Source organism: Bacillus piscicola, assembly GCF_022458745.1.
Lineage (GTDB): Bacteria > Bacillota > Bacilli > Bacillales > Marinococcaceae > Alteribacillus_A > Alteribacillus_A piscicola.
Genome location: NZ_JAJJJF010000009.1, coordinates 1 through 22,368 on the forward strand (window position 1 = coordinate 1; position 22,368 = coordinate 22,368).

The 22,368-nt window shown below is 40.6% G+C and carries 17 protein-coding genes; 4 read left to right on the forward strand and 13 right to left on the reverse strand.

The features are described 5' to 3' along the window. From LOR49_RS13050 to LOR49_RS13060, 3 genes are all read right to left on the reverse strand, one after another. On the reverse strand, nucleotides 1-947 hold a 947-nt coding region (locus tag LOR49_RS13050; protein ID WP_240377183.1), incomplete at its 3' end, for a DNA/RNA non-specific endonuclease. A 194-nt stretch (nucleotides 948-1,141) separates the two neighbouring features. After that, a complete protein-coding gene (locus LOR49_RS13055) occupies nucleotides 1,142-1,882 on the reverse strand; it encodes a Fic family protein (protein WP_240377184.1) in 741 nt (246 codons plus the stop codon). Nucleotides 1,883-1,918: 36 nt separating this feature from the next. Continuing rightward, nucleotides 1,919-3,007 carry a tyrosine-type recombinase/integrase gene (locus LOR49_RS13060; RefSeq protein WP_240377185.1) on the reverse strand — a complete coding sequence of 363 codons (1,089 nt, stop codon included), beginning with the start codon at nucleotides 3,005-3,007 and terminating at the stop codon, nucleotides 1,919-1,921. A 212-nt stretch (nucleotides 3,008-3,219) separates the two neighbouring features. On the opposite strand from LOR49_RS13060, the gene LOR49_RS13065 reads away from it, so the two are divergent. From LOR49_RS13065 to LOR49_RS13075, 3 genes are all read left to right on the forward strand, one after another. After that, nucleotides 3,220-4,500: a helix-turn-helix domain-containing protein gene (locus LOR49_RS13065; protein WP_240377186.1), complete on the forward strand. Its 1,281-nt coding sequence runs from the start codon at nucleotides 3,220-3,222 to the stop codon at nucleotides 4,498-4,500. A 14-nt stretch (nucleotides 4,501-4,514) separates the two neighbouring features. Continuing rightward, a complete protein-coding gene (locus LOR49_RS13070; RefSeq protein ID WP_240377187.1) occupies nucleotides 4,515-5,246 on the forward strand; it encodes an EAL domain-containing protein in 732 nt (243 codons plus the stop codon). A 117-nt stretch (nucleotides 5,247-5,363) separates the two neighbouring features. Continuing rightward, on the forward strand, nucleotides 5,364-5,684 hold the full coding sequence (locus LOR49_RS13075) for a hypothetical protein (RefSeq protein ID WP_240377188.1): 321 nt from the start codon (nucleotides 5,364-5,366) through the stop codon (nucleotides 5,682-5,684). Nucleotides 5,685-5,742: 58 nt separating this feature from the next. Here LOR49_RS13075 and LOR49_RS13080 read toward each other — a convergent pair whose 3' ends face one another. From LOR49_RS13080 to LOR49_RS13120, 9 genes are all read right to left on the reverse strand, one after another. Then, complete coding sequence (locus LOR49_RS13080) at nucleotides 5,743-6,891, reverse strand: ATP-dependent DNA helicase (RefSeq protein ID WP_240377189.1); 1,149 nt, start codon at nucleotides 6,889-6,891, stop codon at nucleotides 5,743-5,745. A gap of 110 nt (nucleotides 6,892-7,001) precedes the next feature. Beyond that, nucleotides 7,002-8,714, reverse strand: coding sequence for a hypothetical protein (locus tag LOR49_RS13085; RefSeq protein ID WP_240377190.1), 1,713 nt, complete (start codon nucleotides 8,712-8,714; stop codon nucleotides 7,002-7,004). Nucleotides 8,715-8,812: 98 nt separating this feature from the next. Further along, nucleotides 8,813-8,971: a hypothetical protein gene (locus tag LOR49_RS13090; protein ID WP_240377191.1), complete on the reverse strand. Its 159-nt coding sequence runs from the start codon at nucleotides 8,969-8,971 to the stop codon at nucleotides 8,813-8,815. Nucleotides 8,972-9,044: 73 nt separating this feature from the next. Next, on the reverse strand, nucleotides 9,045-9,293 hold the full coding sequence (locus tag LOR49_RS13095) for a hypothetical protein (protein WP_240377192.1): 249 nt from the start codon (nucleotides 9,291-9,293) through the stop codon (nucleotides 9,045-9,047). Nucleotides 9,294-9,315: 22 nt separating this feature from the next. Then, nucleotides 9,316-11,565, reverse strand: coding sequence for a helicase-related protein (locus LOR49_RS13100; protein ID WP_240377193.1), 2,250 nt, complete (start codon nucleotides 11,563-11,565; stop codon nucleotides 9,316-9,318). A 332-nt stretch (nucleotides 11,566-11,897) separates the two neighbouring features. Further along, nucleotides 11,898-13,799, reverse strand: coding sequence for a group II intron reverse transcriptase/maturase (gene ltrA / locus LOR49_RS13105; protein ID WP_240377194.1), 1,902 nt, complete (start codon nucleotides 13,797-13,799; stop codon nucleotides 11,898-11,900). Nucleotides 13,800-14,523: 724 nt separating this feature from the next. After that, entirely contained in the window at nucleotides 14,524-15,444 is a 921-nt protein-coding gene (locus tag LOR49_RS13110; RefSeq protein ID WP_240377195.1) for a hypothetical protein, read from the reverse strand. A gap of 89 nt (nucleotides 15,445-15,533) precedes the next feature. After that, nucleotides 15,534-15,836, reverse strand: a complete 303-nt coding sequence (locus tag LOR49_RS13115; RefSeq protein WP_240377196.1) for a hypothetical protein — start codon at nucleotides 15,834-15,836, stop codon at nucleotides 15,534-15,536. Between the two features lie 49 nt (nucleotides 15,837-15,885). Then, entirely contained in the window at nucleotides 15,886-16,122 is a 237-nt protein-coding gene (locus tag LOR49_RS13120; protein WP_240377197.1) for a hypothetical protein, read from the reverse strand. 667 nt (nucleotides 16,123-16,789) lie between these two features. On the opposite strand from LOR49_RS13120, the gene LOR49_RS13125 reads away from it, so the two are divergent. Continuing rightward, entirely contained in the window at nucleotides 16,790-17,461 is a 672-nt protein-coding gene (locus LOR49_RS13125; RefSeq protein WP_240377198.1) for a MerR family transcriptional regulator, read from the forward strand. Nucleotides 17,462-17,590: 129 nt separating this feature from the next. Here the strand turns inward: LOR49_RS13125 and LOR49_RS13130 are convergent, their stop codons facing one another. Then, nucleotides 17,591-22,120, reverse strand: a complete 4,530-nt coding sequence (locus LOR49_RS13130; RefSeq protein WP_240377199.1) for a hypothetical protein — start codon at nucleotides 22,118-22,120, stop codon at nucleotides 17,591-17,593. Between the last annotated feature and the right edge of the window lie 248 nt (nucleotides 22,121-22,368).

A 22,368-nucleotide genomic window follows, 5' to 3' on the forward strand; every position in this document is an offset into this window, starting at 1 on the left:
CGAGTTATTGGCATACTGAAGCCAGCTTCTTTTGCTTCTTTAATCGTCACCTTCCCATTTCCATTTATATCAACACTAGAAATGTCACCGTTTTTGTCTGAGCTGGTGTGTGAATTGGTGTTTGAGTTGTTTGATTCAGAAGATTTGCTACCTGTTAGTCCAAGTGATTCGTTTGTTTTATCAGGGTTTCCATTAACAAATGTATCAACAATCTCGTTACCTCTTAAAGTATAAGTATACTTGTAACTGGAAGGAATCTGCGTTTCCGTATCTGGATAGGTAATAATTGCTTCAAAGTTGGTAGCCCCACCTGCATCACGGATTACCTTCTCCATATACGCTTGATCACCGTGTCGGTTGAGCGTACTATCTTGTGGGGTAATATTATAAGCATTCGATACTCCTCCGAGAGAATCGGCAATAATATGGCCTTCATCTAGAACGTCACTTTCGACACCAGGAACCTTTGCCTCGTCATAATAGTATCTGCCATTTGACTTTACAGGTTCGCTACTGTCATCTTGTATAGTAATTTCGTCAGCAATGACTCGCACCAGTTGCCCGTGTTCGTTAGTAAATGCCCAATATTCACGATTCCCATAACCAATATCAACGACGACTTTAGGTTTGCGGTGTCCAGACAAATCACCACCATCAACTTCAATGAGTTTGTATTCTGAGAACAGTTCATCATTTGTTTCGTGTGGTGTTTTCTCTTCTACGGTTTCATCGGCAACCGTAGTGGCAGCCTCTTCCTTTTCGCTATTTGTATCAGCTGTGGTTTCTTCAACTGTTTTTTCGTCAGTATTACTATTTTCATCGGTGTTAACTGTAGTTTCTTCTTGTGTTTTTGTTTCATTTGTACTGGATGCATCTTCTATGTCGGAACAGCCAACCATAAAGATAATTGTTAAAAGTAAAATTAAATAGTTTATTTTCCTTTTCATTCTGTGACTCTCCTGTACTATCAATTTTTTTGCGGCAGCCCATTCCCTGGTTATAGAGCATTATTTAATTATTGTGCTAGGCCGTTTTACGGACAAAGTTATTTAGAAATGAACTTATTGTGAGAGAAACAATCCTTATTGTTACGTGCAACACATGTGCTCCACATAACTAGGTATAACAAAGAATATAGCCATCATTTAACAGCCTCTATATAAACCGAAAGGCTTTCCTCAACACATTCCATTATTAATTGGATGAACGGAGTATAATCGTCATTCATACTAGCGTTTTCAAGGGCTTCATAGTATTTATATCGCTTCTCATCTTCCGCTTTTACAATGGCTGGCGGATAACCATTCTCCATAAGGATAAGATTCATAAGCAAACGTGCCGTTCTTCCATTCCCGTCAACAAAGGGATGAATATACACAAATTTGAAATGAAACAAAGCAGCCAATTCAACCGCATGTAATTCTTCTTTATTCTTTTCATACCACGATATTAATTGATCCATCTCGTTTTTCACTTGCAAAAAATGCGGAGGGGTATGTTTACTACCTGATATGCGAACGTTCAACTGTCGATACTGGCCAGCATTTTCATTATCTATGTTCTTTAACACTAGATAATGAAGGTTTTTGATGAGTTGATGGGTAATCTCTGTTTCTTGTTTTACTTGCTCTTCAATATAGTCAATGGCTTCTGCATGGTTGATCACTTCAAAGTGTTCTCGAAGCTTTTTTCCCCCAACCGTTAACCCTTCTTCTAACACGATTTTTGTTTCCATTAAAGACAGGGTATTCCCCTCAATGGCATTAGAATGGTACGTCCATTCTACTTTGTAGTATTCTTTTAAATTTTTCAAAGCAGCAGGCGGTAACGGACGTAATTGGTCCAGTTTATCCTTCAGTTGATTCACTTTACTAAAGTCCATGTTTTCACTCCCTCTTCTCCCTCATTATCGCCTGTATTATTGAGAAAACAACCTTCTTTTCTTGATTTTTAACGCAGCATGCTCCCTGTACTTTCTCTTATTTAACATGTACCGCTCGGTCGTCTGAACGGATGCATGCCCTAACATATCCCGGACAGAAGCGATATCCGCTCCATGCTCCAACATATAATACGTTGCATAGTGCCGGCATGTATGCGGCGTGATCGGATCTTTACGGTTTTTTATAAAATCGAAAGGAACGGCGTTTACCCGCTCTGAAAAAACGGCACTTAAATAGGCCGGATGATAGTGGTCCCCGTTTGCTTTTGGGAAAAAAGCAGTTTCTCCTTCAAACCGGTTTATTTCACATCCCCTTCTTGCCCGTAACTCTTTTAGAATATCTAACACATCTTCAAATAACAATACGGGCCGAATTTTTTTCCCTTTCCCTTCTATTTCAAGGAAATACGCTTGTTCCGCGATACGCCAGTGTACATCCTTCCATTTCGCGGTAGCTAACTCTTCAATCCGCATCCCCGTTGTCGTGAGAACCGCTAACATGGTATACGTAAACCAATCTTTGGAACGAAAATAGTGAAGCAGCTCTTCGACTTCTTCTTCATGTAGATCGCGATCCACCAATTCATTCTTTGGCTTGGCCACTTTCACCATCTTATACGTCAGGTCTGTCGATAAAATGTCTTCGTTACGAAGAAAGCGGAGGAATTGCTTGATAACGGTTGAGTGTCTGCTGAGCGTGGTGGCCTGGTAATCGCGCTCCCTTTCTAAATGAAGTTGATACGCATACACCAGCTGCGGGGTGAGTTGTCTCAGTCCCCCATACGTTCTTGCATACTCTAAGAAAGGGCGCAGCGTTTCTATATATTTTGCCTTCGTTCGTTCGGATCGTTTTCGATTAATCTGTGTGTCTTTGTGCAAGTATATATATAGAAGAAACTCGTCAGGAATATTTTCCCATTCGACCCCTTCAAAACCTTCTGCGGAAATTTGTACATACAATTGTTCGTTTAAAAAAGAGAGGGTGTTCGAAAGATCTAAAACATCTTGATTGGATGAATGAACAATCAAATTATTTTCATTATTTACACCTATCCCATTTTTCAATACAATCTCTCCTTGTTCACTTTATTACTTCATAAAATCATTGTATCATGTTATAAATTTCATTTTGGAGGAAAACCTAAAGAAACTAGTTATTTCTTCATCTGTAAAATTAAATTATAAAATAAGTATATTTAGTCATTATTTTATGTTATAGTTTAACGTATACATAAATAAATTGCCATGATTGATTAATTTTATAAGGAAAGTTGGTTATGATGAGGGAGAATTTACCAAGACGATACGTTACCGCAAAAAAATTACAGGAATTAACGTATAAGTCATCGTCCACGATAAATCGATGGATAAAGAATGAGTGGCTGCATCCTATCAATCTGGATACCTATAAAGCTGACGGTGGATACGTCTTCGATGAAGAAGAAGTTGAGCGATTTTTAGCATCGACAAAAAGAGATTTAAGTTTAAAAGAAGCAGCGGAGTATATGGGAATAACACCACAATACTTATCTTTTTTGAGGAAAAAAGGTGAAATTGAAGGAAGAGAAGTCTTTTATGGAAAACAAAAAAGATGGTCTTTCTCCGAAAAAGATTGTGAGATGTGGATGGATAGACGGGGGCAGCCCTCGTTAACAAACAATAACGAAAAACCGTTATTTCCTTATGCCAATGGATACCGTCTGTTTCACGTTATCGAGGGCGAATCTGGACAGCATGGCCGCGTTATTCAGACAACGCCGCCGAAAATTCTCCAGGAAGATGGAAGCATATCAACAGCTTCTCATTATTCGTTAGACTATGAAATGGAAAAATGGCCGGAAAGAGCATATGTCAGGAACAAAGGGTTTACTTATTTCCGATTTCCTATTCCACGCCATCCTTTGCATCCTGTTTACTCGCTATTGAATAAACTTTTATCTGAAATTGGGATCAGAAATGTCAAGGTTTTTGAGGAAGAACTCGGGAACTACCTTGTTAGAGTAAGGAATACCACCATTGATGCCACAAACCAAGAGTATCAACTGCTAAACAGTAACCTTATACAAGGACATGTCAAATGGAATGATGGTCGTGTGTCTATATATAGTGACAACCTCCCCATTACCGTTTACCTTAGCGAAGAAGAAAAACGAACAATTAGTATGCATAAACCACCCGACGAAGCACTTGGCAGCGCAATAAAACGACTAGCATTTCATCATCTAAACAATAATGAAAAACAGGAAGTAGAGAGTGAAAATATCCGCTCTGAAATATGGTGGGAGTTAGTCAGAAAAAATTTTCTTGAAGGATATATTGAGTTAAAGAAAGTACAAGTCATGGAATGTATTCGTCACAGAGGGTATTCCCAAAAGTTTGGGGATAGTGTGTGGGAAGAAGTGTCCACTCATAAACGTGGGTACAGCACACCGCGCGTTCCTTATTTGTTAGATGCTTTTCTTTATAATAATGAGCGGATACTCATGGATCAAGAATTCGAATATATCGAAGAAAAAGTCTTGTTTGCCCTTATTGAGCACATTCGAAAAAACAGATAAAGAAGGGGATTATTTTGTTCAAGCGACAAGAGATTCAACACTTTTATCAGCCTGTGGTTAATTCGCTAGGCAAAGCAGTGGGATTTGAAGCGTTACTAAGGCACAATTTTTACTCTACAGCAGAAATATTTGAAGCGGCGAAAGAAAATGGTAGTATATATTTACTGGACACGTTATCCATTGAAGTTGCATTAGAAACTTTCCAATGCGACGTCCACGGTACCCTGTTGCTTAATATTTTTCCAACGACGCTTATTTCAGATGAGTTCCCGGAATTTTTGAAAAGTTTAATGAAGAAGTATCATTTTCATCCTCAGAATATCGTGTTTGAAATCAATGAATCTGAAACGGTTTCAGAGTTGCGCTTGCTGCAAAAGAGGGTACAATGGTTACGAAAGTTAGGATTCCTCATCGCTTTAGATGACGTGGGAACAGGCTCATCCTCAATAAGACGGATCATCGAGATACAACCAGATATCATTAAGATGGACAGGTATTTTTCGTTTAATCTGTCAGAACAATTATTAAAACAAGACGTTCTGACTTTATTTATCAACCTAGCTAAAAACCAGAAGATGGCACTTGTATTAGAAGGACTGGAAAGAGAAACAGACTATCAATTATCTGAACAACTAGGTGTTCCTTTCATGCAAGGGTATTACTTGGGGCATCCAGTGCCTTATTCTCAACTGAAGAAGTTTTCCGCAGAAAAAACCGACTTTGAAGTAAAGTCGGTTTCCTCCTAAACCTATCTATATAAAAAATAGAATCTAGGAGGATCAAAATATGGAGTACCTAGAATATAGCAAATGGGAGAATGGTAGTCAATATATTGTTTTGCGGAAAGATGGAGGGGAAGAGACATGAAACAAAAAAAGGATTTTCTTATTTTTAAGACTGAGCTAAGAGACAGTTTTGATTTCCATTTACACGAATTTGTTGGTTTTATACCTAATCAATATAACTCTACTTATGCTCATCTGGAAATAAGAAAGTTTTTGAGAGAAAAGGGTAACTTCGAGGAAGGGAAATATTGGCTCATTAACAAAGATGACATACTTGATTACACCGATGGTCGTCTAACGTTAAATGAGTATGCTGATGTATCATATAGCTATCATGCTACAGAACGAATAAACCAAGAGGAGAACGACCCCTTTGACGATAATACTTATGACATCTAAAATAAAAAAATCCATTTCGACTAAATGTGTCGAAATGGATTCTTTGCTTAACTGTCGTTTAAGGTAACTCAAGAATTAATTTTTCTTGTGCTCTAGTAATAGCAGTGTATAAGAGCTTTTTTTGACTGTCTTGGTCCCCTCTCATCGGTTGAAAATAGGCAACAACGTTGGGCCATTGTGAACCTTGGGCTTTGTGTGTTGTTATCGCATAGCCATAATCGAACATGTCAAACTCTTGTTTTTGTTTCAGTGAGACTTCTTTCTCCAAAAAGGTGTCTTCCAGGGTCCGAAGCTTGCGAAAAAGCTGATTCGTTGAAAACTCTGGTAAAAAATCCAATTCTATAATATTTGAGTCCTCAATTTTTTTCAAACGGTTTACTGTTCCAATCAATCCATTAATGAGAGATATACCATTCACATTTTCCTCCCAGTTGTTTTTGGTGCAGATGATTTTATCATTTTTCTCTGGAAGTTTGCTTGTGAATCCCTTAATTCTTCTCATTTTCATGTTCAATTCTCGTCTTTTATTGTTTGTTGAACATAATACTTGATTCGCACGCAGTAAGGTTTCTGGATTGATTCTTGACTGGCCTTTCCGTAATACATAGACCTCGTTTCCCATTTTCCCAAGAGGAAGGGTTCTCCCTTCGCGCGCAAGCATGGATAAGTGAATAATGGGGTTATCTTTCGCTTGCCTGTGAATCTCGGTTAGTATCACGTCAGGTTTTTTGAGCAATCCATTATCTTTCCCTATTGGATCCAATTGTCCATGATCTCCCAGCGCGATAACAGGAATTCCGAATGAAAGCAAATCCTGTAAGATGTCCTGGGACACCATTGACACCTCATCAATCACGATTAATTGATACGGTAAACTGCCTGCCGGTTTTTTCACAAACTCCACCTGGCCATTCACGGTGTTCACATCATAAATCAAACGATGGATGGTTTCTGCTTCATTTCCATTACGTCTTAATTGAAGGGCTGCCTTTCCGGTAAAAGCGGCGAAGGTGATATGATCTTTCCCAATACCCAATTCTTCTATTAAAACTCTAACGATAGTCGTCTTTCCCGTGCCGGCATAACCAGCTATGGTGAATACTTGTTTCTTATGCGTTTCTTTTTTGAACCAGTAAACCGCTTTGTTTATCGAATTTTTTTGGCTTTCCGTCAGTGCCACGTTAGGTAGTACAGCTGTTTCGCTCATTTTATATCTCCTCTTAATTATAAAACTGTAAGTGACTGACATGCATGTGCAGCCACTTACAGTTCCGTATTTTACTTTTTGTTCCATCGTATATGGCTATCATGGTATTTTTATTTGAATAACTGTAATTGTTCGATGACGGAGGGCTCTACCAACGAATCAGACGCATTGGAGGCTACCGTTTCTTCTATTTTTCTATTTTCTTCTGGAATTTCAATGGAATGGGCATACGCTACTTCTTCTGATAACTTATCGAAACAGCGCGTCACACGTTCAATGAAAGCATTATCCAGGGGATAAACCACTTCATTTTGTAATTCCTCTTTTGTCTTGTGTAATGAATTGTTGAGACCCTTCTCTGCAATATAGATTTCTCCGCAACGAGCAAATACTTCTGTCGGCGTGAAATAATAGGACTTATTGAACTTTGATGTACCGTTCCATTGTTGTTTAAAAGGATCATCCATTGGCAATTTCCTTATCTTTTCTATGATCAATTCCTTGTATTCCCTAAGAAAAGGGCGGAAATTAATCGTTTCACTATAATAATCTTCCCGTTTACTTTCGCCCAGAATATGATCTATTTGGTGCCATAATTCATGAACAAACGCATTAGGATGGTTTAAATCGAATATCGTCGTTTTGAAATAGGGGTAAAATAAGCCAGCTGCTCGATGTTTCCCCAACTTTTTGATGCGAAATTGATAATCTTTTCGTTTTGGTACAGTCATGGTTTTGCATAACTCTTGGAAATTCTCTTCTATGATTGAAAACTTCTCCAAGCACACATCATTATCTAATTCGACAAACCCAAAATAATCTAAGAACGAATTATGTTTCATCCGCTCCTGATGAGTTTTTTTAATATGTTTTTTTGTCTGAAATGCTTTGGCGTAATCACTGCGCATTCTATATTCATCATTCGTTTTTTGTCTAACCTCATGAGAATGTTGAATGAATGCTTTAACAACACGTCGAAGTAAAAAGTCATTCAAAATTCCCCTGCTGTTTCCTATGCTGTCTTTAGTCAGATAGAAGTCTTCTGCATGACGTTCCACCATCTCAGATTCTGTTGGTCGATATAGAGGGAACTCATACCGGTTGACAACGGCCATAAAGTCTTTCTTGAAGGTCTCTGATATTGGGAGATTCGAATTTTGCTTCATATTGCTGCTATCGATGAAGTGTTCTACAAACAAATATTGTACTAATTCTTTATTCCTCTCCGAAAAATCCAATAATGACTGAATGGCTACCATTTCAGCAATCAGGGAACATATATCGAATACAGGGATATATCCATAAGGTTTCGAGCCTGAGAAAGCACGTGTCGTTCTGTGGTAAGTGCTTCCTATTTCTCCATCCAAAAAGGTATAACCTTCTGTTGTTTTACTTCCATTACGCACAATCACTTTCGCCATCATTTGCTTCTCTTTAATTTTTTTAGCGCGTATGTTCTGTGGCTGACATCGAAACAATAAGTCTCGTACATAATTATTGAATTTCATATCCTCCAGGAACTCATCCGTTCTCATCTCGATCTTTTTAAACTCCACTTGATACATTGAGTCGCTATTATTGATACTAGCGAGATATTCCATTCTTGCTTCCATTCCCTGCTGGTTCAAATACTCTTTTTTAAATGTCCTTTTAACAGCAGCAATGAATTTTTTGAGCTGGGTCCGTGGTAGTTCTTCCTCTATTTTTAACATCAGAGATGAAACGTTAACTTCACTTAATAACTCCGGAAGCCCTTTTTTCTTGAAATTTTCTTTCATCATTTCTTGTTTATCTACCATAACCGTGGTTATTTTTTTTGACATATTCTCATTCTCCCTTTTTGATTTATTTTAAAAATGATAACCCAAAGGCTATCTCCTCATGTCGTTTACACGACTTTTTATTACTGTTTTTTTATTCTTTATTTTTTGGCCTCTACTGCCATCAGTTTAAGTAATTCAACCGCTTCTAGGGGAGTCAAGCTCTCCACCAGTTTGAACGCAGCATAAGAATGTTCAGCTGTAACAAACTTACGATAGACAGTTGAAATCCTTTTCTGTGATTTTGTATGTTTTTTCATTACCATTTCATTCCTTTCTATTAAAAAGAGGATCGGCTTTATAGCCGTTCCTCTATCTTTTGGTCATTCTCAACTATTGAGGAAGCTCCACCAACACATCACACACGCCGCCTTGCGATAAAGGCAAAACGTCGTATTTGATGTAGTGTTCTTCCAATTTTTTCGTAATGAAAGTCATAATTTTTTCTTTCGATGAAAACAAGACATAGCCGCGAGCATAGAGCAATGCAAATATGTCCCAATAATACGGATCATCGATTGTTTGAAAAAGGGAAGAAAATGCTTCTCTTTCCCTCTCATTAAAGGTTGGCACTTTTCTCATGAGATCCCCTCTTTTTAGAATTTTAGAAAGAAAACAAGGATAATTGTTCTATATCCTCTTTTTTATCGGCTGGTGTGAAAGCATTCAACTCGACAACATGAGTCACTTTTTCAATAGTTGTCTCTGGTCTTGTATCTTCCGTCAGATGCTTTTCTTCTGGTTCGTCGGATAGTTGGTCCAGCGTATCCAAGAAGTCCAGGATTTCATTGATATTGTCCTCAGTGATAGGAACACCTTCTTGTTTTACTTCAAGGGTCTCATCGGCTTCAGAAGTATCAGACATCCGCTCTTCTTCCAGTCCGCAAAGTTTTATTGTTTCCGCTGTCAGATTCGCAAACGCCTTTTTGATATTTTGTTGAAAATCCTTTTCGCTCACTAGCTCCAGGTCTTCATCAATATCTTTTTTAGCCATAGCCTCCCATGCCGAAGTAAGGTCAGATGATGCTAGTTGTTTAGATAAATCACTGGTCAATTGTCCAGCCCCTGCATCAGCATATTGAGCCAATGAGTCGGAACGTTCAATACGTCCCTCCGTTATCATAGCCGATACCCGCCGAGACATAAGGCGCTTAAATTGACTCAGTTGTTGGGTCCCGTCATTGACAAGGAATAGAACTTTACACTTTTTTGGCTGACCAAGTCGCCATGCTCTTCTGCTGGATTGACGAAGGGTAGACACTTCATCACACAACTGAAAATAGATGATCGTCGGGAAAGACATTAAATCCAAACCACACTCGACGAGCTTCATATTTGTGATGATGACTTTAGTTCCTTCTGTTTCTTGTCGTTCCAACCATTCAAATCGCTTGTTAGAAGCAATGGTGTCATCAAGAATTTTGGCATCAATTCCATGTCTTTTTAACACTTTTTGTATACGGCTGTTGGTACGATAATCTCCACTTTTGCCTGTAAAGTTATTGTAGATAATGCAAGGTCTGTTCTGGTTTAATTCATCCTCTACAATCTCCAACAGTGTCCTTTCTTTTGCTGTTAAATATTCTGTTGGAAACGTTGTTGCCGTCACACAGCCTAGTATTTCGGAGTCACCTTTCTTTTTCCAGATAACTTCTACTGGTACAGATGGCTGATCGGCATAGTTGAGGGTGGCAGGATTGAATTTTGCCCAGGCTCCCGTTCCTACTTCTTTCTGCATTTTTTTACACGTTTCATACAACTCGGAATGCATTTGATCGTAGGCATATTTATGTTCCTCGTCTAAGTCGATGATTACAGGTTTCTCTTCAATTTCGACAAGCGGTACCTGCAGGTCTTGAAGCTCTACGAAAATACACTTATCAAGCAAGTGATTTGCTACAAGCTCTGGAGCAATCCCCGGCTTTTCTTTTACAATTGTCGTATCTTTATACCGATTGGTCGTTGAACCAACGTTTTTGTTGTCTTCTCCTGTTTTAGTGGTTTTTTCAATAACACCATAGCGGGTAGCCCATGCTTCTTTTGATGTATTATGAGAAAAACCAGCTTCTATCAATTCTCCAGGGAAGGCCCGCCATAACGTTGCAAAAATCGACGATGATTCCCCATTGGTAAGTGTTCCTGTGAGGAACATGGATTTTCTACATGCTTTTAAAAGCTTGTGAAAAGCGGCTCCGCGCCCGGAATCGGTTGCTTTCATGTGTTGTATTTCATCAAATATACCTAAATGGAAATGGTTTGGTAGCATTCGTTGCATCATCTGTGCAATCATCCAACGATGGTTTCCCTTTACTTCTTTCCATTTCTTTTGTGCAGGACGCGCTAAAGAACAGTCCCTTTTACTTTCTGGATCGTAACTTTCCTGAAAAGAACGGAAGCCATCTTTCCATCGTGTGATATATCCGATCGGCACACCGTTTTTTCCTAGTTTATTTTCTTTTCGTGCTGTGTTTATTTCTTCTCGTGTCGGAGGAACCGCAGGAGATGCTACTGCGTCCGTCCATTGAGCCAATGCGTCTGCATCGCTCTCTTTTCGCTCTTTCTCAATCTTTTCTGGCGGGGCTTGTAAAGGAAGTCCGGTGTCTGGAGAACGCCAGACAAAACGATGAGAATCCCACTTTCCCGCAAAGACAAATTTTTGAGCACTCAATTTCATACGATCTGTACTCACTAGGACGAAGTGTATTTTTCCTCGTGGTACGACCCAACCCTTTCGTACAGCATCAATATATTGCGCAGCATCTTCTGTGCTGTTTAACATGGTGATTAGAAAACGCTCTTTCTTACGTAAAAAGCGCTCGCCGCTTACGTACTGGTATAAGTCTTTCGCTGGCAAGATTTTTGATTGTGTTTTCCCTAATATTTCAGGAATCTCAGATTTAGCCCATTTTGGCAGTACATTAGATGGTCCAACAATTAATGTTCTAAGACCATCGGCTGCTCCGCTTTCTTCACGTTCACGTGCAATCGTGTAGGCTGTAGTTAATGAAACCTGCGTTTATGGCGATAGGTAGGCTTTTGAAATTATCTCCAGCCTTTCCCCCGCCCCACACCGTGCATGCACCTTTCAATGCACACGGCGTTCCATCGAAAAGGATTGATATAGGTTTGGTTTGTACCATCCTATTTCATACTGTTTGAATTGTCGCCGCATCAAACAGTTTCGGTTTACTTTTTAACAGTTCTCCTCATAAGACGTTCTCGGTATTTCATAATTTTGTCTTTCCTTTTGGAGTCAAATATTTCTTTCTTGCTGTGAATTAGAAGATGGCATTTACGGCAAACCGTGGCCAGATTGCTAACCTTATTTACCTTGTCTAGTGGTAGATATGGTTTGATGTGATGACAATGAAGGATTCCCTTTCTAATGTCATCATCACAGCATTTGCATCTTCCTTTATCCCGTAAGAGCGCATATTCCCGATTCATTAAGAATTCAAAGTTTCTGAGAGGATTCCGGTATTTCTTGTAAGCGTCATAGGAATACCATAATTCCATCACCGTATAGTAAGTCCCTCGTTGTAGCGGTAGTTTTTTTCCACTTCTCTTCTCAAACAGTTTCCTGCCTTCTTTAGAGAAAGGTGTCATTTTCTCGTTGAATTTCATGGCTCTGACACTCTTGGTGAATTGAAACTTCGTTAACCCTACATGTATATTATCTATTTCAATGGCAAACAGGCGGTCTTTCCGCCTTTTATGACGATCAGTACGGTTAGAGAGCTGATTGGATGGGATGGTTAAATCCTCCCAATACTTCTTCTTTCCATAGATTTTCCGCCATGTGTGCCAAGCTTGATTGTAGATTCTCTGATCGAGAGATTTATAGATGTGTGAACATGTAGTGATTTTATAGTATTCTGCTAAGCCCACAATTTTGGCATTTGCTCTCTCCGTTTTGACAGCTGCCCATCTGATGAAATCATCTTCTTTTATGGGCTGATGTCTGCCTATCCATCTCACGTCCTTCAACACTTCTCTTACTTTGTTGTTCAGTGATTTCATGTCGGGAATTGCTTTACCGAAATATTTCTGTTTATTACGGTAATCGCTCTGTGCGAAAATCTTCAGACCAAGAAAAGTAATCTTGTTCTCCAAAATATTCGTTATCTTTGTTTTCTCCTTAGACAGTTCAATACCTAAAACGTGCCAGAGGTATTTATCAATCTTTGTTAATATCCTCTGCGCTTGTTCTTTTGTCTCGCATAGTATGATCCAGTCATCAGCATATCGGACTAGGTGACATCTTAGATGTCTGCGTCTCACGTAACTGAGCCCTTGTCTCAGTGGGTCTTTAACTGCTTGTCTAGCAGGGTGTTTTTGGAACATGTGTGCAATCATCCAGTCGAAATTGTTCAAGTAGATGTTTGCCAATAAAGGAGATATGATACCCCCTTGTGGAGATCCAGTTTCATTAGGTGTAACTGTGTTGTCCTCCATGACCCCTGCTCTTAGCATTTTCTTAATTAACATGAGAAACCTTTTGTCCTTTATGCCCATCCCCCACAATATTTCTATTAATTTATTATGGTTGATGTTGTCAAAGAATGATTTTATATCCCCCTCTATAACCCAATACGTTTTAGACCGTCTGATTCGTTCTAGTATTTCCGCTGTGGCATGTTCTGCAGAACGGTATGGGCGGAAACCATAACTGTAATCGTAGAATTTTGCTTCTGCGATTGGTTCTAGAACAATTCGAGCCATTTCTTGAATGATACGGTCTATTATTGCAGGTATACCTAAAGGGCGTTTCTTCCCGCTTTTCTTTTTGATATATACTCTTCGAACTGGTAGCGGATTGTAGTTTCCGACCACTGAGCGTACGCAATTTATGACTTTCTCCATGTCCATATGCAGAAAATCGTCCATTACTTTATTGTCTATACCCGCAGTTTTGCTACCTTTGTTCGACTTTATATTATGAATAGCTGTAATGATCACTTCACGATTAGTCATGAGTTCCACTAAGCCAAAAAACGGTTTTGATTCATTCCTTGACGTGGCGTACATACTATCGAGAACGCCTTGGAGTTCCATTTCATTGGTGACTTTCCGCTGATTAACCCTCATAGACATTCCTCCATCGGGAGATAATGGTCTTATGAGTTGACTGTTTGACTCCCACTATGGTTCGTATGGCGAAAAGTCCGTAAACCTCTTCCTTTCCGACTAGTGCCCTTCGCTATATCGATTTTTCCTCTCAGAAGAATTTCCACAATGCTTCCATTGTTTTATATCTCCGTCTTTGAGCCGATAATTGTCGCTACTATGACACTGCTGACTCTCCACATAATTCAACGGTTCCATGACCTCCTTATATGGAGCCTCAAACGTTCCGTATCTTCTATCCCTTCATTTACAATCCCTTAGACGCCCTCTATACACCGAAGGTACTCACTAACAGAGATAACCCTTAAACTTGTTAGTTCCGACACCATAGGTCAGGAAAAACTATGATGTGGCAGAATTACGTCAGGCAAAAGTAAGTCTATTCCCTTAGAATCCACCCGTTTACCTACAGTAAGGTGGGCATGGGTTACGATGCGTACATATCGAGGGTTCGACTTCGCTCGTCATAGGATGTTTTTAAGGACCACCGCAGATATATTGAAGGTTGTAGGTACTTCTCAATCCACGACTTCACCTGGCTCTCATACCTTTCTGAACATGGATTCAGAAACGCATGCAGGAGTATTATGGCGGGAATATCATTGGGTTTTATTCCCGACTAGGGATTTCACCTAGTTAGTCAAAGATACAGTTAGAACCAATGAAGGTTCCCAACATTTCGTGCTCATGCTGCACTTATAGTTGAACGTTTCACACTTCCGGTGCCCATATCTCCAACATTAAAGACACCATTTTTCTTTTTGAGTACATGATAAGAACCCATCACCGCTCTTGCTTGAGCAGGAACACATACACGCTCTGTTTCACCTATATATTTGAGAAATGACTTTCCATCATATATAGGCTTTAAATGGTGTTCTACTTTAGAGGCCAAGATATTTGCATTTGTTCTTAAATAATCTTCGGTACTCATGTTTTGTTCAAATTGGGCTTGCTCGGACTTTATGGAATCCGGCTCATCATTTCTCCGTATTTGCAGTCGTCCATCCGTAATGGCTGCTTCTATTTTTTTAAGAACGTCTGACTCCTTCATGCCTTCGATCTCGATGACACTCATGTTTTTCCATGAACCTGAAAGAGACGTCGTTTGTACTTTTAATTCCGTGCAGTGCTCTTTTAAAATATCGATATATTGTTCTTTCCATGTTTTCGGTAAGCCATACGCATCGGCAAGAAAGTTTCCAGCCATTTCCCGTATGTTCCCGTTTTTGGCGACAATTGTCCGAGACGGTAGTACGGGATCGTCTGTGTTCTCCTTTAACCGCTGGTATAACTCTTCTTGATAGTCATTTGTGACAGCATTACGTGGGAGTGCAAAACAGTGTCTGACGTCACCGGCTTTGGTTAATGTTCTTCTGTACAATCCTGTTGAATGCACGGATTCAACGGCTCCAGTTCTGTCATCCACTATTTCTATTTCCTCTGATAGATAAAGTGAAGCATAGACTGACGCAACCGCTGATGCATTACCAGCCATGTCAATACCGATAAGTAATTTTTCGCCTAATGATGTTTCTTTATATATCAATGTTTTTGCAAATAACTCTACTGTTTTATTTTCTTCATTAACTCGAATTTTTAACATTTACTTGCCCTTACGTAAAGGAAAAGAGGGGAGATGACCCCTCATGTACAATCAACCTTTACATGAAGGGCTGTCCCTCCCTTTTATTTTTAGTTTTTTCCTTGCTTATTGGTATTCACTTCACCCTGTTTAAAAACGAAGGCTCCCTGCTTAAAGAACGGGAGCCTTTTGTGTTTTCCTCTCTTTTTATTTGTTGTCATCATTATAAGAATGATTGTAAAAACAGCCATTGTGATACTGATGATAAACAGCATAGAGGCTATTGTCGTTTGAATGCTGTATAGCCACTCTACCTCTCGGGTATGGGGATTGGAATGAAACAACCATCCCAGTACCAAGCTAAAGAGAGAGTAAAAAGCACAATATAGAGCGTACACCATCTTTTTATCCATATTTTGATCCTCCTGATTCTCTTTTTTACACTTTTTATTCGATACCTTTTTAAGCTATTTCATCGGAAAGATAACCAAGAATATTCCAGTCTTCGTTTCCAATTCTTTTGACGGAAACCAACTGATTTTCGTTCTCTACCTTTATATCTACGTTGACTACTTTCTCTTGCTTTAACATAGATAGGTTTTCTTTCCACACTCCCCTAAAATATTTTGCGTGACAGTCTTCTTGATACATGTGATCCACATGATCAAATTCAAATAGTTTTTTCAATGCTCGTTCCACGATATTCAACTCCTTTGGATTTTTACGCACAAAAAAAGGGCGTACCCAAAAATCAATTGATTTTTAGATACGCCCTGTGCGCTTGTATTTATATTTTTGTGAACAGAAGACATACGTCTCCCGTTATCACCCCTGGGATAAAAAAATTATCCGCTTTCCACATGAAGGTTTGATTTCCTCCGGCTCACATAGTTACGTGGGAAGGTATTCAAACGGTACTCTTAGACATATAGAAGCTTAGCTTACACTACATGTCTATTGAAACGTCCACATCCTCCGGCTCACCTATTAGGTGGAGAGGTACAAGACAACATTGACGACATAAATTACACCTTATATTATAGCATAATTTGTTGAGTCATCAAACAATATCAAAGATCTGTGTCTTTATACTCCGACCACATATGAAGCACACTTCACTTGTGGTCCACATCGTTTTTAATTAACTGACTATTAACCAAGCATAACTTTGCAATGGAAGACTAATTGTAAAAAGGAATATTGAAATGCAAAAAGAATGTGTAAACTAAGTGGTTTGGGTCCGCCTATATCTTGTAACAGTGTTACACATGGGGGATGTGCTTCACATGTAGAAAAGATGATGTGGACTACATGTTTTTTGTGCTCTCCACGTGTTCTATATTATTATTAAGAGGGGGGGATAGCGTTGACGGATCATTGGAAGATTAGTGATTTTGCGAATCAATTGGGGAAACATGCAAACACAGTAGATACTTGGTTCAAAAAACTGGAGAATCAACGGATACATTACGTAAATAGGGTGAACCAGGAAAAGGTTTACGATACTCTTGATTATGAAATTGGGTTATTTATTAGACAGAAAAGAGAGGAAAAATGGACACTTGAAGGGATATTTAATGTATTAGGAAACCATTTTACATTAAGACCTTTCCCGCTAGACGATGAGTTTCCAGAAACCAACGAGTTAAACGTTGGTGCCCTGAAGCGAGAATTAACACAAGAGATCCAAGATTCATTAGAGCGTATAGCTGCAACTCAAGAAAATCGACTAGAGCACAAAATGGAATCTATTTTGAAACGCCTGTCTAGCGAACCATCACAGGAAGAAATAGAAGCAGCACGTATTCAGAAAAGGCAAGAAAAAGTTAATGAAATATTAACACGAAGAAAAGTGGAAAGAAAATTAGAGCAAGAGGCTCTAGAATTATGGAATCAAAAACCTGAAGAAGAACGTTTGATACGCACAGGACTTTTTCGAAAAGAAGAAAACGTGGAGAAAAAACAAGAGTTCATAAAAAAACATATCGATAATCATTTTGAATCTGAACTACTTGAAGCGTTTGGTTTAGATGAGTGAAAAAGACTCACTCGACCCACAGGCCACACTTCTTCGCTCAAATTATGCAGTAATAATACTTTAAACACGAATAACCCCGCTCACCATTGACGGCGGGGTTATTCGGTTTATCTTGTAAGGATGTCGATATTATGAAACGGTGATGGTTAGAGTATCATTTTCTAATGACTGGTCATCTCCCAAAGGAAGAAAACCATTCACATAAAGCTTGTAATTCCCGGATTCTAGGTTTTCTAGAAGTGCCGTGCCATCTTCTTGGATCGAGAAAAGGGTAACCTCACCTTCCGCATCATACGCTGTAATCACATCCCCAGCCCGACTAGTAGCGAGTTGGAGTTTGAACCCATTTGGTAAGTCTGTTACGGTGGCGCTCTCCGCGTCGACTGTGCCAACGACAAAGGCAAAGGCATGCTTCTTACCATCTATATACAGGTCATATACTCCGTCAGATACGGAGCGGAATTTTACATTGCCTTTGCGAGATGTAGCGGTTTTAATCACTTCTTCCCCTTGTTTCAGCTCTACCTCCGAACCTTTGGGCAACCCTTCCAATTGGAGAGTCTTACTACCACGGAAACCGTCTTTTATGGTAAATGGTGTGGTAACAAGAGACGGTTCTTCCGGCTCCGGCGCTCCCGGATCTCCGACAGTGAACGTGTCTTGGTGCTTCGTTCCATCAATAAATACATCGTATACTCCATCCACTACTTCCCCAAACTGCACCTCTTGCCGTAGTGATGTGGCTGCTGCAACAACCTGGTCTCCGGATTGAAGAGTAAACATAACACCGTCCCGAAGTCCTTCCATCGAGAGGCCGATGGATCCCCGATAGCCGTGAACAATTTCAAACGGTGTTGTGGTATAGTCTGCCGAAGAATCGCTGCCACCTGGCTGACTGCCGCCATTTCCCCCTGCACTCACGACAAACGGTTGATTATGCTTCGTGCCTTGAATATGCAGCTCGTACTCCCCGTCTGCCACGAAACCAAAGTTCGCCGTGCCACTGGAAGACGTATCAGAAGCCACCACTTCTCCGTTTTGGTGAAGCTCCACACGTAACCCGCTCGCTAACCCTTCCATCTCCATGTTGATGGTGTTGCGGAAACCGTTGGACACTGTGAACGGTGTATCTTGGTAGTCCTCGCCACTAGCGTCGTTTCCACTATCCGAATTATCCTGTAACGAGAATGGCGTCTCATGACGCTTATCATTGATATACAGGTCATAGGTGCCATCGGCAACAATGCCAAAGTTTACTTTGTCGTTTGTGGAGGTTGCTGTTTTGATGACCGAGCCATCTAAGCGAAGCTCTACTTTCTGCCCTTTCGGCAGTCCTTCCATATTCAGAAGTACGGCATTACGGAATCCGCGTTCCACCTCATACGGCAACGCCGTAAAATCACCGTCCGGTGTTGTACCGCCCTCGTCCTCGCCGGCAGCATCTCCTACAACCATCGGGGTCTCGTGTTCCTGACCGTTAATCACGAGCGTATACGTGCCGTCCTGTAAGCGGCCAAAGTACGCTTCGGTATTTTTAGACGTGGCATCGGCGATAACTTCACCGTTTTGCGTGACTTCCAGCGTTTCGCCGTCCTGGAGTCCCGTCATGCGAATGCCAATGCTTCCTCGAAAGCCTTCCACAACCTCATACGGGGTGGTGCTGTAATCCAGGTCTTCCCCCGGCTCCCCAGTGTCGCCCTCTCCGCTTCCATCTTCACCGGAAGCATCGCCGATGACCGCTTGGTCTTGGTGCTTCGCCCCGTCAAAGTACACGTCATAGGTGCCGGCGGCTACCTTGCCAAAGTTTGCTTGTCCGTTCCGTACGTAGGCATCATACTTTGTTTCATCCTGCTGCTTCAATTCAACGGTCACGCCGTCTTCCAGTTCCTCCATCTCCAACACTTTACTGCCACGGAAACCATCGGTGATGGTGAACGGAATAGCGGTGTAATCTTTCGATGGGTCGTCTTTTCCTTCGTCCTCGCCCTGATTGTTTCCATCCCCCGCATCAGGGATTCCAATTATATTCGCAAACGTTAAAAAGCTGTAGGCACTCACACTGTTGTCACCTGGGTCTGTGGAACGCACGCGCAGGATCACATCCCCGTTTTCCGTTAAGGTAATGGTGTCGTTATACGTGGTCCAGCCATCCGCATCCGTGTAATACTCTGCCACCTGGCCTTCCTTGACGTCGTGATAGTCAGCGGTTAACACCAGACTTTCCGCTTCTGGAGAAGCGACTGTGGAGCCGTTCGATAGATCGGAAAGATCCAGTAAGAGATTCCCGTCTGCATCCTGCATCTCCGTGAAGGTTGGTTTTGCCAGCACATCAAACGGTGGGATTGGATTGTTATCGCCTTCTTCGGTGACGTTATCACCATTCGCTGCGTATGGAATGATCTCATATCGGTGTGAAACTGTCGGGTCAATCGGCTGATCGATGTAGCTGTAAACATTTGTGCCTGCTACATGCTCTTCGGTATGAATCAAGTTGCCGTTCCGTTTGATCTCGTAGTAATCAGCCCCGTCGATGGCATCCCAAGCAATCCTCAAAAAGTCTTTTCCTACATCGACTCCGGGACCAGTGGGATCTTCTAAGTCATCTGCCGGATTGTTTCCTTGATCCTGATCGGCAGGAGGATCAACTTCCACGTCCTCTCCGTCAACAGGCACTTCAATATCTCCTATTTCGATCTCCTGTCCGTCCGTACCATCTTTAAATACGGGAATGACCCCATATTTATTCATTTCTCCAGGTACCGCTTTATCGTCGGTGTATGAATAGCCAGTTGTTGTCGCTACCACTTCTCCGTTTTTTGTAACTTTGTATTTGATTGCCTTCTCTCCGTTGTTATCGTATATTGGCAACCAATTAAATATTACAGTCTGATAAACGAAATCCCCCGTAACGGTAAACGTCTGAGACACTTTTCCACCGTTCCCATCTTTCGCGACCACCGTAACGTCCGTTGCCGCCATGTCCAGCACTTCAATAGTTAGCTCACTGCCATTTATCTCTGTGGTGGCGATGGAAGTGTCTTCCGTATTTGCCGAAAATGTTAACGTATCACCATCTTCATCATGAAAATACTCGTTTAAATCCAGAGTGATATATTTTTTTTGTTTATCATTGACAATAGCTGTTTGATTATCTATCGCCGCAATCACCGCAGGGGCATGATTTGTAGTGGAAGCGGTAAGTGTGACAGGTTCAGATGAACCACCCTCCCCTATGGCAACTAGCTCATAGGTGTAATCTGTGTTTGCTTGTAACTCTTCATCTGTAAAAGATGTGCCGCTTCCTTCGTAGATAACTTCCCCGTCCCGTTTTAATTGGTAAGAAGTTGCATCTTGTTCGTCGGACCACTGCAACTGAATAGTGTTTGGTGTGGTATCCGTTACTTGTAGGGATGGTTCTGCAGGTGGTTGTGCTACCTCCGGTACGCTCATCGTTAAGTAGGGAAGGCTAGTTCCTTCGTCTATTTCCCAAGTATCTTGGAAGTCAAATCCCTGATCTACATAAGTTTGTTTTTGGTGAGCTGCGGCCGACGAGATCCTTCCTGCCACTCCATAATCATTCATATTTCTATCCGTCTTCGAAAGAATATGAGCAGAAATCGTACTGTACTCGTGATCACCAACCACCCATCCTAGATCATACCGATAGACTATTCTAATATCCGCATTCAGGGCAAAAGAATCGGTCATGACAGTATCATTTGCATACCCTATTAAGCCACCCACGTAGTCTGGTTGTTTTGCCGAAATTAGACTTGATGAATACACTCTTTTTACAGTAGCATCACTACTATGACCTATCAAACCACCAATAGCATTACCTCCTCCACCATTTAGTTCACCTGTAGAATATGAATCATAAACAAAACCCTGTTCTTTAGAAGTCGAGAACACCCATCCAATTAGTCCTCCCATTGTTTCAGCGTTATCATTTGTTAGATTTACGTCAGAATAACTTTTTTCTATGAGCAAAATCTCATCGCTCATATTTTCAGCAAGGCCAATCAAACCACCGATATTCTCAACCCCACTATATTTTTCGCTCGTGGTAGTACCTCCTTTGATAAATATACCTGAAAAGGTGCCACCTCCTTCCGATTTACCAGCTAAAAAACCGGCACTTGACATATAATCATCGTAAGCGAACACTATCTCGGGATTTTCAATGATTAAATTACGAATTTCAGCAGAACGCACAATGCCGAAGAGACCGACATCACTAAAACTATCCATATTTGTTGTATCGATTTTTAAGTTTTTAATCACATGACCGTTACCATCCAAAACGCCTTCAAATTCATTCCTGTAACTACCAATCGGTTCCCAGTCGACTCCAGACAGGTCTAAATCATTCATCAACCGATAATGGCCAGAAGGATTATTCCTTATATTATCTAAATCTTGAACCGTATGAATCTCAATCACATCCGCCGCTTCCGCTGTCGCAGGGGCCACTTGATCCTTTACAAACGCCAACGGTTTCGCCAGTACATTAAATGGTGTGTTATCGTCATTTTGGTCGTTTTGCTGAGCGTCCGCGCCCGGTGCTTCTTGCACCATCGCTGGTACGATCATGGTTGTTGCGACTACCATTGCTGGGTACTTAACCAGCGGTGAGAGTTTTTGATTAGTTTTTTTCATTTTTCCTTTAATCCTCCTCTATTATGTTCATGCCACATACAAAAAAGCCCTCGGCATTCCATACGAACTCTTCTCTTTCACTAGAAAAAGAGTTTGTATCAAACGCCGAGGGCTTCGGTAGTTTTTTATTATTCTGTTAAAAATACATGTTGGACAAACAACATATATGTATATTATATAAAAAATGTGATTATTATGCAATAAATTTAAACGATTAAATAAAAAGGGAAGGCTTTAATTTAACCTTC

Coding starts and splice junctions, on each gene's coding strand:
- LOR49_RS13080 (WP_240377189.1), bottom strand. CDS start 6,891: ATGAGCGAAACAGCTGTACTACCTAACGTGGCACTGACGGAAAGCCAA.
- LOR49_RS13085 (WP_240377190.1), bottom strand. CDS start 8,714: ATGTCAAAAAAAATAACCACGGTTATGGTAGATAAACAAGAAATGATG.
- LOR49_RS13110 (WP_240377195.1), bottom strand. CDS start 15,444: ATGTTAAAAATTCGAGTTAATGAAGAAAATAAAACAGTAGAGTTATTT.
- ltrA (WP_240377194.1), bottom strand. CDS start 13,799: ATGAGGGTTAATCAGCGGAAAGTCACCAATGAAATGGAACTCCAAGGC.
- LOR49_RS13115 (WP_240377196.1), bottom strand. CDS start 15,836: ATGGATAAAAAGATGGTGTACGCTCTATATTGTGCTTTTTACTCTCTC.
- LOR49_RS13065 (WP_240377186.1), top strand. CDS start 3,220: ATGATGAGGGAGAATTTACCAAGACGATACGTTACCGCAAAAAAATTA.
- LOR49_RS13130 (WP_240377199.1), bottom strand. CDS start 22,120: ATGAAAAAAACTAATCAAAAACTCTCACCGCTGGTTAAGTACCCAGCA.
- LOR49_RS13095 (WP_240377192.1), bottom strand. CDS start 9,293: ATGAGAAAAGTGCCAACCTTTAATGAGAGGGAAAGAGAAGCATTTTCT.
- LOR49_RS13075 (WP_240377188.1), top strand. CDS start 5,364: ATGAAACAAAAAAAGGATTTTCTTATTTTTAAGACTGAGCTAAGAGAC.
- LOR49_RS13055 (WP_240377184.1), bottom strand. CDS start 1,882: ATGGACTTTAGTAAAGTGAATCAACTGAAGGATAAACTGGACCAATTA.
- LOR49_RS13090 (WP_240377191.1), bottom strand. CDS start 8,971: ATGAAAAAACATACAAAATCACAGAAAAGGATTTCAACTGTCTATCGT.